The 14,677-nt window shown below is 65.8% G+C and carries 12 protein-coding genes; 5 read left to right on the plus strand and 7 right to left on the minus strand.

All coding sequences use genetic code 11. The features are described from left to right. The 3 genes from CIK71_RS13900 to CIK71_RS13910 all read right to left on the minus strand — a co-directional run. The coding region (locus tag CIK71_RS13900; protein ID WP_141393730.1) for a hypothetical protein at positions 1-937 on the minus strand (937 nt) is incomplete at its 3' end. 705 nt (positions 938-1,642) lie between these two features. After that, positions 1,643-2,245: a response regulator transcription factor gene (locus CIK71_RS13905; RefSeq protein WP_096166279.1), complete on the minus strand. Its 603-nt coding sequence runs from the start codon at positions 2,243-2,245 to the stop codon at positions 1,643-1,645. Next, entirely contained in the window at positions 2,242-3,375 is a 1,134-nt protein-coding gene (locus CIK71_RS13910; protein WP_096166280.1) for a sensor histidine kinase, read from the minus strand. Before CIK71_RS13910 ends, CIK71_RS13905 begins: the two co-directional genes overlap by 4 nt. Before the next feature lie 213 nt (positions 3,376-3,588). On the opposite strand from CIK71_RS13910, the gene CIK71_RS13915 reads away from it, so the two are divergent. From CIK71_RS13915 to CIK71_RS13925, 3 genes are read left to right on the plus strand one after another with little or no spacing between them, the layout of a single operon-like run. Beyond that, positions 3,589-3,936 (plus strand): hypothetical protein, encoded by a 348-nt coding sequence (locus CIK71_RS13915; protein WP_141393731.1) that lies wholly within the window; start codon positions 3,589-3,591, stop codon positions 3,934-3,936. Positions 3,937-3,953: 17 nt separating this feature from the next. Beyond that, complete coding sequence (locus tag CIK71_RS13920; protein ID WP_096166282.1) at positions 3,954-4,868, plus strand: ABC transporter ATP-binding protein; 915 nt, start codon at positions 3,954-3,956, stop codon at positions 4,866-4,868. Beyond that, a complete protein-coding gene (locus CIK71_RS13925) occupies positions 4,865-5,572 on the plus strand; it encodes an ABC transporter permease (RefSeq protein ID WP_096166283.1) in 708 nt (235 codons plus the stop codon). The genes CIK71_RS13920 and CIK71_RS13925 overlap by 4 nt, the downstream gene beginning before the upstream one ends. A gap of 593 nt (positions 5,573-6,165) precedes the next feature. Here the strand turns inward: CIK71_RS13925 and CIK71_RS13935 are convergent. Genes CIK71_RS13935 through CIK71_RS13950 form a run of 4 tightly spaced genes read right to left on the minus strand, consistent with a single transcriptional unit; the run spans position 6,166 to position 11,729 of the window. Next, positions 6,166-7,845 (minus strand): TniQ family protein, encoded by a 1,680-nt coding sequence (locus CIK71_RS13935; protein WP_158541954.1) that lies wholly within the window; start codon positions 7,843-7,845, stop codon positions 6,166-6,168. A gap of 34 nt (positions 7,846-7,879) precedes the next feature. Then, on the minus strand, positions 7,880-8,953 hold the full coding sequence (locus tag CIK71_RS13940) for an AAA family ATPase (RefSeq protein ID WP_096166286.1): 1,074 nt from the start codon (positions 8,951-8,953) through the stop codon (positions 7,880-7,882). Further along, the gene (locus CIK71_RS13945; protein WP_096166287.1) at positions 8,950-11,004 is read right to left on the minus strand and encodes a helix-turn-helix domain-containing protein; all 2,055 of its coding nucleotides are present in this window, start codon (positions 11,002-11,004) and stop codon (positions 8,950-8,952) included. Before CIK71_RS13945 ends, CIK71_RS13940 begins: the two co-directional genes overlap by 4 nt. Continuing rightward, positions 11,001-11,729 carry a TnsA-like heteromeric transposase endonuclease subunit gene (locus CIK71_RS13950; RefSeq protein WP_096166288.1) on the minus strand — a complete coding sequence of 243 codons (729 nt, stop codon included), beginning with the start codon at positions 11,727-11,729 and terminating at the stop codon, positions 11,001-11,003. The genes CIK71_RS13945 and CIK71_RS13950 overlap by 4 nt, the downstream gene beginning before the upstream one ends. A gap of 307 nt (positions 11,730-12,036) precedes the next feature. Between CIK71_RS13950 and dnaK the strand changes: the two genes are divergently transcribed. Both dnaK and CIK71_RS13960 read left to right on the plus strand, forming a co-directional pair. Then, positions 12,037-13,902 carry a molecular chaperone DnaK gene (gene dnaK, locus CIK71_RS13955; RefSeq protein WP_096166289.1) on the plus strand — a complete coding sequence of 622 codons (1,866 nt, stop codon included), beginning with the start codon at positions 12,037-12,039 and terminating at the stop codon, positions 13,900-13,902. Continuing rightward, the gene (locus CIK71_RS13960; protein WP_096166290.1) at positions 13,902-14,576 is read left to right on the plus strand and encodes a nucleotide exchange factor GrpE; all 675 of its coding nucleotides are present in this window, start codon (positions 13,902-13,904) and stop codon (positions 14,574-14,576) included. The genes dnaK and CIK71_RS13960 overlap by 1 nt, the downstream gene beginning before the upstream one ends. The last annotated feature ends 101 nt before the right edge of the window (positions 14,577-14,677 follow it).

The following is a 14,677-nucleotide window of genomic DNA, read 5'->3' on the forward strand; positions in this document are numbered from 1 at the left end:
CACCGTCAAATGCGATGAGCCACGAACGGTCAGTGCCGAGCTTGACCTGAAGGACGGCGCGGAGCAGCCGCTCGGTCAAATACCAGGCTTCTCTCAGTTGGTGGTGAGGCTGAAAGCCCTGGTGGACGACCGTGCCGCGCGGCCCGGCGATGAGCCGGCCGATTTCGCTACTATCGTTGGGTATCCCCAGGCGGTCCAACTCGTCGCATAGTCCCTTCTTGTTGAAACCGGTTCCGTGCTTCTCGACCCCTAGGCAGGCGACCTCAAGTGCACCGACTAGGAGCATGAGGCCGGGTGGAGTGAGGGTGTGCTCAAGCGCAGCTAGGTAACACGACAGGGCGGCCGCAGTCGCGTCATCCGGTGCGCACATCTCACTCAAGTTCTCGAGGGCGGGCGTGACGGTCTCGCGGCGAGTCACGGACTGATCGTGACAACGGACGGCGTCACTCGAGTCGATGATCGCCACCCCGTCGGGGGTGGCGACGGCAATCTGGAACGCGATAAAGCGGTTGGCGATCCGCTCGTCGAGCACGGTGATCGCGGCGGCCAAGGCCTGACGAGCGCGTCTTAGGCCCTCGGTGACGAATCCTCCGAGGTCACTCTCTGGCACCGCGCCAAGCTCGACCTCCGTGATCGTGAGAATCGTGTTCGGCCGAGTCCACAGGTCGTGGCGTGAGTAGACGATCCTTAGCGGGTCTGTTGGCTCGAAGCGGGCATCCGTATAGCGGTAAGAGGCCTGTCCGGTCTGTTGATAGATCCTCGCGTCCTGTCCGATTCGGGTCACGTTCTCCAAGTCGAACAGACTAGGGATCGGGGCGCCGCTGTGGATTAACTGTGCGATCGCCTGCTGCCCCTCTACCGCGGCCGGAACAGCTTCGTCCCGGCCGGTGGGGTCAAAGGGGTCTGTAGGCCACCTGGTCGTGCCGAGTTGGATCATGCCTAGATTATGCCCACCGCCACGAACACTTCACCTGCCCCACCCCCCGGAGATGAGTCCTAGGGAGCGCTGTACTCGGCCTCGCCACCGGAGGATCTCTGGTGACTGGCGTCAGTCACCAGGCGTGAGGCCGTAAGACGCGGTGTCCAGCGGGTTCGTCACACCCATGGTCCTCAGCATCCTGTCAGAACTCGAAATCGGGACATAGAACACGCTCAGGACACGAAACTGAGATCCGGACACGATCATTGGTCGCGGCCCAGAACAATCCTCGGTAGCTCCGTTGGCCCCGGTAGGTCGGCGGCACTCGCACGGGTAGTCCCTCGACGATCAGATCGGCACGTGCTTGCTCCCACGTCGTCGCGACCTCGTCGCCGGCGACGGTGCAGTAGCGGAGGAACACCTCGCGTCCGCCCACACGTCCATCGTGCCCGTCTGACAGGTCGGGGAGAAATCTGACACGCACTGGCCAAGTAAGTGAGAACTGGCCAAGTTGGGCGAGAACCTACACCACTTGTAGGTTCTCGCGCGATCTGTCAGAGGTGCAGTGAGGTGACCTGCGGTGCATCTTGTGGGCAAGATGCTCAGATTCTCGCCTAGTTGTCAGAATCCTCAGGCGTGCAGTGGGATGAGGCGACCGCAGGCGTCTCGTTGTTGTTGTGTTTCCTTCGAAGAAGGGGTCCGTAACGAGCCCTTTCCGGCGGGTCAAATCCAGCCGTGGGCTTTAGCGTGTTTCGCGGCGGCGTGGCGGGTGGAGACGCCGAGTTTGGTGATGGCGTCGGAGAGGTAGTTGCGGACGGTCCCCTGAGCGAGGTGCAGGTGTGTTGCGATCTCGGGGACGCTTCTACCGTCCTCTGTGAGGCGGAGGGCATCGAGTTCTCGTTCGGTGAGAGGGCAGTCGACGCTGATCGCATCAAGAGCGAGGTCAGGGTCGACATACCGTTCACCCTGGTCGATGCGTCCGACGATGGTGGAGAGCTGTTCCGCGGGAGTGTACTTCGGGACGAATCCACGGACGCCCGCAGCAAGGGCTGACCGAAGAATGCCGGGGCGGGCGTGCCGGGTGACGATCACGATCCGGCGCTGTGGATTCTCGGCGAGGAGTGCTTTGGCAGTGTCGAGCCCTCCGAGGCCGGGCATCTCCAGGTCGAGGAGGAACACGTCGGCCTCGGTGCGGGCAGGGTCCGCGAGTACGGTGTCACCGCTGGGAGCTTGGGCAATGACGGTGATGTCACCGTCGAGGTTCAGGAGTGAGGCAAGTGCTGTGCGAAGCAGCTCTTCGTCGTCGGCGAGGTAGACCCGGATCATCGTGCTTCTCCTCTCGCGGCGTAGCGGGCGGTAACGGTGAAGGTATCGCCGTGATGCCTCCAGTCGAGAGAGCCTCCGTGTTCGGCGAATCGGGTTTGCAGGCTCACGAGCCCGTTACCGCCATCCGCGGCCGTGCTGCGCTTGGCGCGGACCCCGTCGTTGGAGATCGTGACCGTGTCGGGGGCGAAGCGGATGCTGACAGTGCTGGCTGCTGAGTGGCGGAGGATGTTGCTGACACCTTCTCGAACAGCGGTCGCGACCAGCGGTTCCCAGTCACCCAGCATCGTGGGGACGGGATCGATTGTAGTGACGATGCCGGTGGTGGTGAGGAGCTGTTTGACGTTGGCGAGTTCCGTGGCGAGCGTGACCGTGCGGTAGACGTTCGCGATCTGTCGGGTCTGCGCGGAGACGTCCGCCACCAGTGCTTCGATGTCTGCGAGCTCGTGCCGGGTGGTATTGGGCGCACGATCCAGGCTGCGGCGGGCGAGTTCGGCTTTCAACTTGATGGCGACCAGCGTGTGACCTTGTACGTCGTGTAGATCATTTGCGAAGCGAAGCCGCTCCCGAGTGACGGCGAGCTCGTTCTCGTTTGCGCGGTGGGCGTCCATGCGGGCGAAGACCACCCAGCCGAGTTCGAGGGAGAGGAACACGATGACCTCGGCGCAGAGGAAGAGCACGGCTGCGACCTGATCGGTCAGCCATCGCTCGCCATCCAGGCGTCCGCTCACTCCGGCGATGACCGGGGCGAGAACGATGGCGGCCGTGGCGAGCGTTGCCCAGGGCCACCATGGCCTGCGGGTAGCGATCGCGTACGCGAGAGGGAGGAACAGGGCGAAGCCCACAGCGGGAGATGCTCCAATCCACACAGCAACGCCCCATCCGAGCACGCCGATGACCGCGGTGATCTTGAGGAGCCCGAACCGCAGGTGCCGTGGCCAACGGGCACCGTTCACACAGGTGAGTAGCCCCGCAGCTGTCGCCGTGGCAAGCGCCCCCAGGTGGAGTCCTGAGGTGAGGGCGGTGGCCGCGGTGCCGATGACTCCGAACAGAGCCGCCGTGACCACATAGGCCCAGCGGGTGAGACGTCGATAGGCGTCCAGTGAGACGTTCACGTCGAGCTTGTCTGCCACCTCGCCTCACTTTCCCTTCGATCTTTTCGAGCCCGGATCCGGCCTCACCGGAACCCGGTTCCCGCCCTGCCATCAACACTCCCACAGCTGGACGAGAGGGCTGTAGTGGGCACGATCATTTCTGGACCTGACAACTGTCATATGCCCATCGGGACCAGCGTCAGATCAGGTGGTGACCGGATGCCCTGACGTACTTTCGACAGTTTCTCGACGATGGTAAGTGACCTCGAAAAGAGAACGCAGACCTGTTCGATGAAAGGAACACGAGCTATGAGTAAAGCCCTTAGCGGGATCCTGATCACGATTCTGACCCTGGTGCCCGCGGGCATCGCGATCGTCGTCACGATCGAGGCGGTCCGCACCGGACGCGTCGCGCTCGGCGGTGACAGCGTCGCCGACAACATCCCCGTTGACTTCTATGGCACGTCCTCGTTCCTTCCCGCTGGCGTGCTCGACAACGCCGGATGGGTGATCGCGGCGTGCATTGTCTGGATCATCGCCGCCGCCCTTCTGGCGGGCCTGACTGTGCTGCGCCGTACGGATGCGCGGCGCACCCGATGACCCGAGAGGAACACAGGATGCCCACCACATCGAATACCGTCGAGGTGCAGAACCTCACCAGCAGATACGGATCCTTCACCGCCGTCGAAGACCTCACCTTCCACGTCCGCGCCGGCGAGCTCTACGCACTGCTGGGCACCAACGGGGCGGGCAAGACCACCACCCTCGAAACCATCGAGGGACATCGCAGCCCGACCGAAGGAGCAATCACAGTGCTCGGCGGCGCACCTACGGATCGCACTGCCGTGCGTCCGCGAGTGGGGATGATGCTCCAGGAATCCGGGTTCGCCGGAGATCTCACCGTAGAGGAGACGGTGAACCTCATCGGCCGGCTCTCCGGTCGCACCGACGACACCGCGCGTCTACTGGAACGGGTCGACCTCGTCCGGAAACGCGACGTCCACGTCGCACAGCTCTCCGGCGGGGAGAGACGGCGGCTCGACTTCGCCACCGCCGTGTACGGGGGGCCAGAGCTGGTGTTCCTCGACGAGCCCACCAACGCGCTCGACCCGACCGCGCGTGACGCGCTCTGGGAGGTCGTGAATGAACTCCGAGCGGGTGGGACGACGATTCTGCTCACCACGCACTACCTCGAAGAAGCAGAAGCCCACGCCGACCGCATCGGCCTCATGCATCAAGGTCGACTCGCGCACGAGGGCAGCCTCAGCGACCTCGTCGCCGCATTCCCCGCACACATCACCTTCGAGACCTCCCTGATCAACGACGACATGCCCATCGCTCCCACCCGCATCCGGGGCGAACAGGTCGTGATCGAAACCAGCGCGCTGCAACATGACCTCTACCGGCTGCTGTCCTGGGCCGACGCCAGCGCAGTCGAACTGCGGAACCTGCGTGCGAACACATCCAGCCTCGCCGACGTGTTCCGCACCCTCTCGACCGAAACCGCCGTCACCTCGAAGGAGCCTGCATGATCGCCATCGCCCGCGCGGAGACCCGGATGCTGATCCGCAACCGGCTCGTCGCTGCCTGCGCCATCCTTGTCCCCGTTGTCTTCGCCATCATCCTCATCGCCACGCAGAACAACTTCGGCGGCAGCAGCATCGTCGCCGCCCTCCAGGTGATCGTGATCGCCGCCCTCGGCGTTTACATCACCGCCACGACAACTCTCGCGGCCCGCAGGCAGAACCTGTTCCTCAAACGCCTCCGCAGCACCACCGTCACCGATACGAGCATCCTCACCGGGCTCCTGCTCCCGATCGTGGTCATCAACATCATCCAGCTCGCTGTCATCCTCGCCGTGCTCGGCATCACCGGCACCGCACCGCAGAACATCCCCATGCTCGTCCTCGGTGTCCTCGCCGTCGAAGCCCTGTTCCTCGGGTTCGCGCTCACCACCTCCGGGCTCACCAACTCGCCCGAGCACGCCCAGGTCACAACCCTCCCGGTATTCTTCCTCACCTTCGCGGCCGCGTTCTGGATCGCGATCACCGGCACCGAAGATCTCGCCCTCATCAAGCGGCTCATCCCCGGAGGAGCCGCCGCCGAACTCATCATCGAATCCTGGAACGGCATCGACACCGGTGCGGCCGTCTCGCTGCTGCTGCCAACCCTCGCCTGGGTAGTAGTCGCCTGCGTCCTCGCCACCCAGCTCTTCAAATGGGAACCCAGACGCTGAACTCATGAACGGGAGTGATGCGCGATCAGGTGTCAGCTGGGGTTAGGCCGCCAGGCTGACGGTCGGATGGGACTGGTGCACGCGCAGGTGACGGTAAGAGCTTGGCCGTCACGTCGAAGCTCGGATTCCAGACTCTCCCGTTCTCGATGGGGCGATTTGCTCCGGTCAGCTCGTCGGCTTCAGTGGGCGTGCGACAGGTCGATCATCGAATCGAGGCATTGAGGTGGTGTCGGGACGTTGTCGGGACCCGCGAGGTGCCAGCGTTCCAGGGTCTGCGCGAAATCGTGGTGGAGGAAAGAATGGCGAGCTCCCGAGGACAAACGTGCATCGCTTCTGAACGTCAAACGTTTGCCACGTGGAGTGGGCCGCAGGAGCAGAGTCTCGGCTTGAACGTCTTGGAGCCACTGCTCTCCATCGATCTCGCGGTACGGGTAGCCGTGCTCCGCAACACGTTCGCTCACCCAGCCCAGGTTCGGGAGGATCCCGAGGTCGGCCGATTGAAGTGCGATTCGTCGGAGGACCTCCAACTCCGACTGTTGCCGGGGCATGGACTGCTCCGGGAGCTTCAGGGAGTGGGATCCCGTGCCTGGTAGTCATGGGGGTCGCCACTCCAATGGTCCTTGATCGGGCTGCGCGGTCAGGTGGTGTAGTTCTTTGGCTGCGCGTTCGATCAGGCTGTCGACCAGTGCGTCATGCGTCCTTGAGGTGGTCCGGGCCTCGAGGGTCGCGTTGGTGCCGTAGTCGGGGTGGTAGCGGGCGTCGCCTCCCGTGTAGGACTGCCAGAGCAGAACCGCCAGTTGATTACGGTCGACCGTGATCCCGGGCGTCGCGTCGATTTCGATGCTCTGCACGGCCTGCTCGATGAGTGTCGGCTCGGCGGCCCAGCGGCGTGCGGAGTAGTCGATCGGTGGAGGGGAGTCGGCGAGTCTGGTCGCGAGGTTCTCGAGTGCTTTCAGGAGTGCCTGCCAGGTGCCGTTGCGGCGCATCCGGGTGACCAGTGCGCTGGGCGTAGTGGCGAACGCGGCGGGTAGTCCCAGGTCGAGGGCGATCAAGGACCAGGCACGTGTGCTTCCGATCTTGGCGAGCAGCATCGCGGCCGCGGCGCGGGCCGGGATGTCGTGGTCCTGGATCCAGGGTGTGAGGGTGCCTGGCCAGAGGACCTGCGGAATCACAGCCAGTGGCACCTGCTCGAGCCAATATTGGACCTGATCGGGCCACCAGGGGATCGGTTCGGGGTAGCGGGGCATGGAGGAAGCGAGGCGGAAGGTCAGTTGCGCCGTCGGTGACAACACGTCCTCCAGAGACCGCAGGCGAATGGCTGCCAGCAGAGGATTGTGCGGCCGGCGCCGGGCTCTCGCGTCGGTCACGATAGGCGTGTGCCGGCCATTGGGATCGAGCAGTCCATGACGGTCCGCGATGTCCGCTGCGGCGTGGGCCGTCGGCTGATCGAGGACCTCGAAGGCCAGCCGCGCCGACGACAATAGGCGATCGCGCCCCGTGGCATCAGGCGCAAGGACCTGCGTGAGGTCCGAGTCCTCGTCGATCAGCTCGAAGATCGCATCCAGATGATCGCGAGCAGTCACGCCGAACCCCGCCACGTCCACAGGTTCCAGAGAATGTGCAGCGGCAGCCTCAGCGGAAGTGTGCAGCCTGTCCAACGTGTCAGCCTCCGGAGCGCCCAGCGGGGAGGTAGGCGTCTGACGAAGGTCGTAGCCGCAGCGGTTCCGGCGTCGTCGGGACGGCGGTTGCTGGCCGGTCAGTTGCGGGCAGATCCAGGGCGGAGTCGCTGCGGTCATCCAGATCGATCTGCTGAACGGCACGGCGCCGCACTCAGGACATCGCACGAGCAGCTGTACTCCATGGGTGGGGCAGGCCGCGGGCGCGCGCCGGCGCCATGACTGGAGCCAAGTTCCTCTGCTCTCGGCCAGGCACTGCGGACAGAACCTGATGGTCGCCGCTGGTAGGCGGCCGATCCGATAGTCCATCGCATACCGCTCGAGCTCGACCTCGAGTGCCTCATGGGGTGAAAGCGCTTCATCGGCGGCGTAGGGCTGGGTGCCGAGAGCTGCTGCGAGGGCGTCGGCATGCCAGCGGAGGTAGGTCTCCAGCCGGGGGACGGATGCGTTGACCTGGGGCAGGCCGAGCGCCGCCAGCGTGACGGCGGATGTCATGCCGTAGCGGTGAGCCACCCGCCACAGCCACGAGACCGGAAGCTCATCCGGCAATGGAGCGACCGTGATCGGCCAGCGGCTGATGTCGTAACCACCGGCCACACCCCGCAGGGGCGGGGTCGCGGACCGGCGCCGGTCAGGCCGGGAGCTCGGCGAGGCGTTGGGCCGCATTGTCCGTCAACGCCGCAGTGATCACCGCGGGGGTGATGGCCTCGACTCCGGTGGTGATCGCGAGAAAGGCGGCGCGGTCGATCAGGTTCATCAACGACGCGATCCGCCCCTGGGTGCGCCGATGCAGCTCCCGCGCCTGGCTGGTCAACATGCCCGGCCCCGCGTCAGCCAGGATCAGGTGCCGCTCCAATGTCACCAGCAGATCCGTCCATGCGCGGGCGCTGTGACCGTCGCCGAAACTGAACGGTGCGACAGGGCACCGCGTGGTGCGCCGACTCGTCTGCGCATAGACCGCAGCCTCACCCAGCAGGCCCTCGTCGAAGAACCGCTTCGCCTCCAAGTTCACACCCACGAACAGGAACGTTGCTGGCAGCACGTTGGCGAGGCCCTTGAGATGGTTGGAGACCTCAAGCCCGTTCCGATGCCGGAAGTCCACGAAGTGCAGATCATCGATGATGATCAGCTTCGTCTCGCACGTGGTCACGCAATCCATGGCCAATGACGTCAGCTGAGTACGAGTTGACCGTGACGCCCCGGGATGACCGTAGAACTCCAGCAGCTGTTGGTTCAGACCCTTCAGCGTCACCCCCGCGTTCAGGGGCACGAACGCCACCGGTAGCCTCTGGCTGCCGTCCGGGGTCTCGGGGGAGTGGCGACGGTACTCGCGGCGGTGGACCTCCCGCGCGAACCGCGTCGCGATCGTGGTCTTGCCCAGACCCGGCTCGGCATCGATCACCGCCGCCCCGCGCAGCTTGTCCCCATCACGACGATTCGAGGCCATCACCTGCTCCAGCACATCGAACGCCCGCGCCAACTGCTGCGTCTTGATCGTCGCCGGATTCGCATTCCACACGCACCGCGCCTCGTTGTAGTCCGCCAGCACGTCCGCGTTCAACGCGCGCATCTCCGCTCGGGTGAGCACCTCGAACCGCGGCCGTGAACCGGCGTTGACGAACGCATCCCAGCCCTGTTTCCGCGAGAGCTGGTACGGCACCGTGTCATACCGGTCCAGCCACTGCGCCCACGGATTTCCGCTCACTCGTCGAACACCTCCAGCCCGTCCGCATCCGGGTGCTGTGCGTAATACCGCGCGAACACGTCGTCGAGGTCGTCGGCCAGCTCCGGTGCGCGGGTCTTGCGGTCGCGGGCGGCCAGTAGATCGATGACTCCAGGCGCTGAGGCTGCCTCGCGCGGCTCGTGCTCGTCACGGAAGGTAGAGACGTCGTGGGCGCGGGTGGCGCTCAGTCGCCGTGCCAACGATTTCTCGCGCCGGGTGGTGACGGCGTCGTGGCTCCAGGCGTCCAGGAGGTCTTGGACGGCCTGTTTCGGGTCCACGTGGCGCTGGGATCGTAGCGCCAGGCGCTTGGTGTACTCCGCTGCTTCTCGAGAAAACGGCTGGTCCAGCGCGGGGGCGTGCTCCCACTCCAGCGGCTCGAACTGCTTCGTGTCGGGGTCCTGGAACCAGACCCGGCGCACATCATGGTGATCGACGAAGATCGGCCACTTGCCTGCATGGGCACCTTGATGCGGCGACTTGTGGTTTCGGTGCAGGTTCAGTGCGGGACCGTCGTAGCGGCGACCGTTGATCTCGACGCCGTAGTGCTGGACCGTGCGCCAGGCGACGTCGAGGAAGGAGAAGGCCAGATCCGCAGAGCTGGGCAGCAGTAGGCCGCCGGACTTGGCCAGGCCGATCTCGAACATCTCCGCGGGCGAGAATTCCGCGCCCGGCACCTCCGGAACACACAGTCCCTGGTGCGTGCTCTGGTGGTGGACCTGGCCGACCCATTCGCGGATAATCTGTTCGAGTTCCGTGACGTAGTAGAACGCCTGGTCCTCGATGTCCTGGCCGCGGTTGTAGACATCGGGGCCCTTGTAGCCGGGCAGATGTTGCAGCAGTCCCTCCCGCAGCGACTTGAAGAACCGCTCGATGGTGGGCTTATCGGTGGGTTTGTACGGGATCGCCGGCTGGATCGTGATGCCCAGCCGGGCACAGGCCGAGGTCACGTGGGAGGAGAGGTAGACCTTCCCGTGGTCGACCACGATCGCCTCGGGTAGGCAAGCCGGCAAGCCGCCCACTCGCTCCTGTGAGACCCCGTCAGGTTCCTCCGTGCCGACCAGTACGTTGCGCGGGACCCCATGGAAGGGCCACGCGCCGTCATCGTCGCCGTCCGGCTGCGGAGTCACGCACTGGTAGAGCACGTTCGCCACGTCGGCAGCTGTGGTCGAGACCGGGGTCAGGCGTAGGCCGAGGATGCAACGGGTGAACAGGTCCTGGGCCACGGTGAGCTCGACCGGTACCCACCTCAGCGTCACCGGCTCCATCGCGAATACATCCAGCGGCGTCGTATCCAGCACCACGTATTCGCCCGGCCGCGTTGCCCGCAGCCGCCCGTACGGACCGTGAGGACGAGCAGCGACCGAGCGGCGCTGCTTCGCGCTGCCGAACGCGTGCCGCCCCTTTGAGAGCGCCTTCAGGCGCCGATACGCCGTCGTGTGAGGTGGGCAGACCACCGCGTCTGAGCCGTGCTCATCCTCGACGCGGTGACGGATCCGGTCGAGCACGACGTTCATCGTCGGCGTGGAAGCCCCGGTGTATTCATCGAGCACCGCGAGACAGGCCGCGTCCCATCGCGAATCTACTCCCGCGGAGCGCAGCCCCAGCAGCCGACTGTCGGCCAGGCCCGCGATACCGGCCTCCCGGTAGCTCGTGAGCCAGCGCTGGACGGTGCGTTTGGACACGCCCAGCTCTGTTGCGGCCGCAGCGACCCGGTCAGCGCGGTCCGTGGCCAGCCGGGCGTCCGGGTTCTCGATCGCTTGAAGCGCCGCGGCGCGGCGTTCGAGCTGTGCACGTTGCTGCTGGGTGAGGCTTGAGAGCACGACATTACCGAGCTCCAGGCCGGCATCCTGGTCCGGCTGGACGGTGGATTCTTCGGTGACGACCCGAGCGGAAGCGGCCAGGTGATTGAGCAGGACTCGCCGCCTCGTCGAGCCACTGCTCAAAGTCGCGGTGCGCGCGCTGAGATCAACGATCTGCCACAGCTCGCCCTCGAACCACACCTGGCTCCCCACGTTCATCTCGATCACGCTCATGACGACTCCCGGATCGAGGTGATCGGGGCCCCGAGGCCGAGGGGCACGCTGAGGTCGACGGTCCAATGCCCCATCCACAGCAAGGTCATCACCGCAGCTATCTGCGCCGGGCGGGGACCTTGCCCCAGAGCCGCGCCCAGTGTCACCCCGACCTTGCCCGCTGCCCGGAGTCGGGCAAGGTCGTCAGGGTCGACGTGCCCCGGGCGTCGGCCGATCGCAAGCGTCCGGATGTTCGCCAAGCGGACCGGATCGGCGCCCGACCACACTTGATAGCGCCAGCCGCGCGTCTCGCATACTCGCGCGGTCCAGTCGAAGACGCTGGCCACCTTCGGGCGTCGGGCAAGATCGCCGGGCTTGACGTCGACTACCTCGAGGCTGCGGTCGGCCCGCGTAAGCAAGAGATCCGGGGCATGCCGCCGGATGACTGTCCCATCGCGGCCCCGCAGCCACATGGGCTGTGCCGCGATCCAGGTCACCGTGGGGTCGAAGTCGGCCAGCCACAGCCGATCCAGTTCCAGGTGGCTCTCGTAGGGAACGTGCCCACCGGTGGTCGCCGACCAGAACAATCCGGAGTAGTGCCGCTGCCCCGCGTATGAGCCAACGCGCCGCACCGGCTGGGCGGTACTCAAAGCCGCCGCCACCGCATCGCGGACAGACGTCGTCACCTCGCGACGGTCGTCGGCGACGTAGCGAAGTTCGGTGTCCAGCAAGGTGGACCGCGCCATGGATCCAGAGTGCACCGAGCGACACGTAAGTGGAACGCGCGACACGCGAGTGCCAAATAAGTGGAACAGCGACAGATCAAACGGGAACCTACAGCTGTGTCCTCGCTCACGACTGGCGGGAGAGGGAATGAACCGAGCCGAACCGAAGTTGAGTCGGGTGTACTCAAGTTCAGTGCTTCTCGGATTGACAACGATCGCGATGGGTTCTCTACTTGAGTCCGTACAGCTCAAGTCTTGCCGTCGGCCGCCAGAGGTCGGCAGTGCATGAACTCGTTGCGGCGTATCCGTCGCAGAAAGGCAGGCACCCATGTCCCGTGTCGTCGGAATCGACCTCGGTACCACCAACTCCGCCGTCGCCGTCCTCGAAGGCGGCCAGCCCACGGTCATCGCCAACGCCGAGGGCTCCCGCACCACCCCGTCGGTCGTGGCCTTCTCCAAGCAGGGCGAGGTCCTCGTCGGCGAGGTCGCCAAGCGCCAGGCCGTCACCAACGTCGACCGCACCATCGCCTCCGTGAAGCGCCACATGGGCACTGAGTGGAGCCAGGAGATCGACGAGAAGAAGTACACCGCGCAGGAGATCTCCGCCCGTACCCTCGGCAAGCTCAAGAAGGACGCCGAGTCCTACCTGGGCGAGGCCGTGACGGACGCGGTCATCACCGTTCCCGCCTACTTCTCGGACTCCGAGCGTCAGGCCACGAAGGACGCCGGCACCATCGCGGGCCTCAACGTCCTGCGCATCATCAACGAGCCCACCGCGGCGGCCCTGGCCTACGGCCTCGAGAAGGGCAAGGACGACGAGCAGATCCTCGTCTTCGACCTCGGCGGCGGCACCTTCGACGTCTCCCTGCTTGAGGTGAGCAAGGACGACGAGGGCTCCACGATCCAGGTCCAGTCCACCGCGGGCGACAACCGCCTCGGCGGCGACGACTGGGACCAGAAGATCGTCGACTGGCTGATCTCTCAGGTGAAGAACAAGGAGGGCGTGGATCTGTCCAAGGACCGCATCGCTCTCCAGCGCCTCAAGGAGGCCGCTGAGCAGGCGAAGAAGGAGCTGAGCTCCTCGACCTCCACCTCGATCTCGCTGCAGTACCTGTCGATGACCGAGAACGGCCCCCTGCACCTGGACGAGAAGCTCACCCGTGCCCAGTTCGAGGACATGACCTCGGATCTGCTCGAGCGCACCAAGGCTCCGTTCCACCAGGTCATCAAGGATGCGGGCGTCTCCGTCTCCGACATCGACCACGTGATCCTCGTGGGCGGCTCGACCCGCATGCCCGCGGTCACCGAGGTCGTGAAGTCGCTGACCGGCGGCAAGGAGCCCAACAAGAGCGTCAACCCCGATGAGGTCGTCGCTGTGGGCGCTGCGCTGCAGGCCGCCGTCATCAAGGGGGAGCGCAAGGACGTCCTGCTCATGGACGTCACCCCGCTCTCCCTCGGCATCGAGACCAAGGGCGGCGTGATGACCAAGCTCATCGAGCGCAACGCGGCCATCCCGACCAAGACCTCCGAGGTGTTCTCCACCGCCGAGGACAACCAGCCCTCCGTGGCGATCCAGGTGTTCCAGGGCGAGCGTCAGTTCACCCGGGACAACAAGATGCTCGGCACCTTCGAGCTGACCGGCATCGCCCCGGCTCCCCGCGGCATCCCGCAGGTCGAGGTCACCTTCGACATCGACTCCAACGGCATCGTGCACGTGACCGCGAAGGACCGCGGCACCGGCAACGAGCAGTCCATCCAGATCACCGGCGGCTCCGCCCTGTCTGACGAGGACATCGACCGCATGGTGAAGGACGCCGAGGCCCACGCCGCCGAGGACGAGGAGCGTCGCAAGAACGCCGACGCCCGCAACACCCTCGAGCAGCTCGTCTACCAGGGCGAGAAGCTGCTCAAGGACAACGCGGAGAAGGTCTCGGACGCGGACAAGACCAAGGCCGAGGACGCCATCAAGGAGTCCAAGGACGAGCTGGCCAAGGAGGATGCCTCGACCGAGGACCTCGAGGCCAAGCGCGACACCCTGAACGAGGCTCTGCAGGCCGTGGGCACCGCGATCTACTCGCAGGCCGAGGAGGGTGCCGAGGGCGCCTCCGAGGGCGAGACGGGCGAGGGCTCGTCGTCGGACGATGACGACGTGGTCGACGCCGAGATCGTGGACGAGGACGAGGAGACCAAGTGATGACCGAGGACCAGAGCACTCCTGACGACGCACAGCGCCCCGATGGCGAGCCGAGGTTCTCCTTCACCGACAAGCGCAAGGTGAACCCGGAGGACGGCAGCGTCCGTCCCTCCGGGGGCACCCCGGCTCCTGAGGGTCAGGGCTCCTCCGAGCCCGTCGACCCGATCGACGCCGAGGCCGCGAAGCTCTATGAGCAGGCGGAGCAGGGCGAGGCCGGGTCCGCACCGGCCGACGCCGGTCGCGTCGCCGAGCTGGAGGGCAAGGTCACCGAGCTCTCCGAGCAGCTCAAGCGCGAGCAGGCGGAGTACGTCAACTCGCGTCGGCGCATCGAGGCTGCGGCCGAGGTGAGCAAGGAGGCGGCCGTGGGCCGCGTCCTGAGCGCACTGATCCCGGTCCTGGACGACGTGGAGCTGGGCCGCCAGCACGGCGACATCGCCGAGGGCACCCCGTTCCACTCGATCTCCCAGAAGCTCGAGGAGATCCTCGGCTCGCACGGGCTGCAGCGCTTCGGCGCCGTCGGCGAGGAGTTCGATCCGAACCTCCACGAGGCCCTCATGCACGAGGACGCCGAGGATGTCGACACGGCGACGATCTCGCTGGTCATCCAGCCTGGATACACGATGAACGACCGGGTGCTGCGCCCGGCCCGGGTGGGAACCCGCGGCCCGGCCTGACCCGATCGGGCTCACCCCTGACGGCGGGGCCTGCCAGCCGGAGACCGGCCGGCAGGCCCCGCCCGTCCCCTAGACACTCAGAAGAAGAAGACCCTGCCGCT

Source organism: Brachybacterium alimentarium (assembly GCF_002332425.1).
GTDB classification, from domain to species: domain Bacteria; phylum Actinomycetota; class Actinomycetes; order Actinomycetales; family Dermabacteraceae; genus Brachybacterium; species Brachybacterium alimentarium.

Bases quoted from the DNA above. Each gene is read 5' to 3' on its own strand.
- CIK71_RS13905 (WP_096166279.1), bottom strand. From the start codon at position 2,245: ATGATCCGGGTCTACCTCGCCGACGACGAAGAGCTGCTTCGCACAGCA.
- CIK71_RS13915 (WP_141393731.1), top strand. From the start codon at position 3,589: ATGGTAAGTGACCTCGAAAAGAGAACGCAGACCTGTTCGATGAAAGGA.
- CIK71_RS13920 (WP_096166282.1), top strand. From the start codon at position 3,954: ATGCCCACCACATCGAATACCGTCGAGGTGCAGAACCTCACCAGCAGA.
- CIK71_RS13925 (WP_096166283.1), top strand. From the start codon at position 4,865: ATGATCGCCATCGCCCGCGCGGAGACCCGGATGCTGATCCGCAACCGG.
- CIK71_RS13945 (WP_096166287.1), bottom strand. From the start codon at position 11,004: ATGAGCGTGATCGAGATGAACGTGGGGAGCCAGGTGTGGTTCGAGGGC.
- CIK71_RS13950 (WP_096166288.1), bottom strand. From the start codon at position 11,729: ATGGCGCGGTCCACCTTGCTGGACACCGAACTTCGCTACGTCGCCGAC.
- dnaK (WP_096166289.1), top strand. From the start codon at position 12,037: ATGTCCCGTGTCGTCGGAATCGACCTCGGTACCACCAACTCCGCCGTC.
- CIK71_RS13960 (WP_096166290.1), top strand. From the start codon at position 13,902: ATGACCGAGGACCAGAGCACTCCTGACGACGCACAGCGCCCCGATGGC.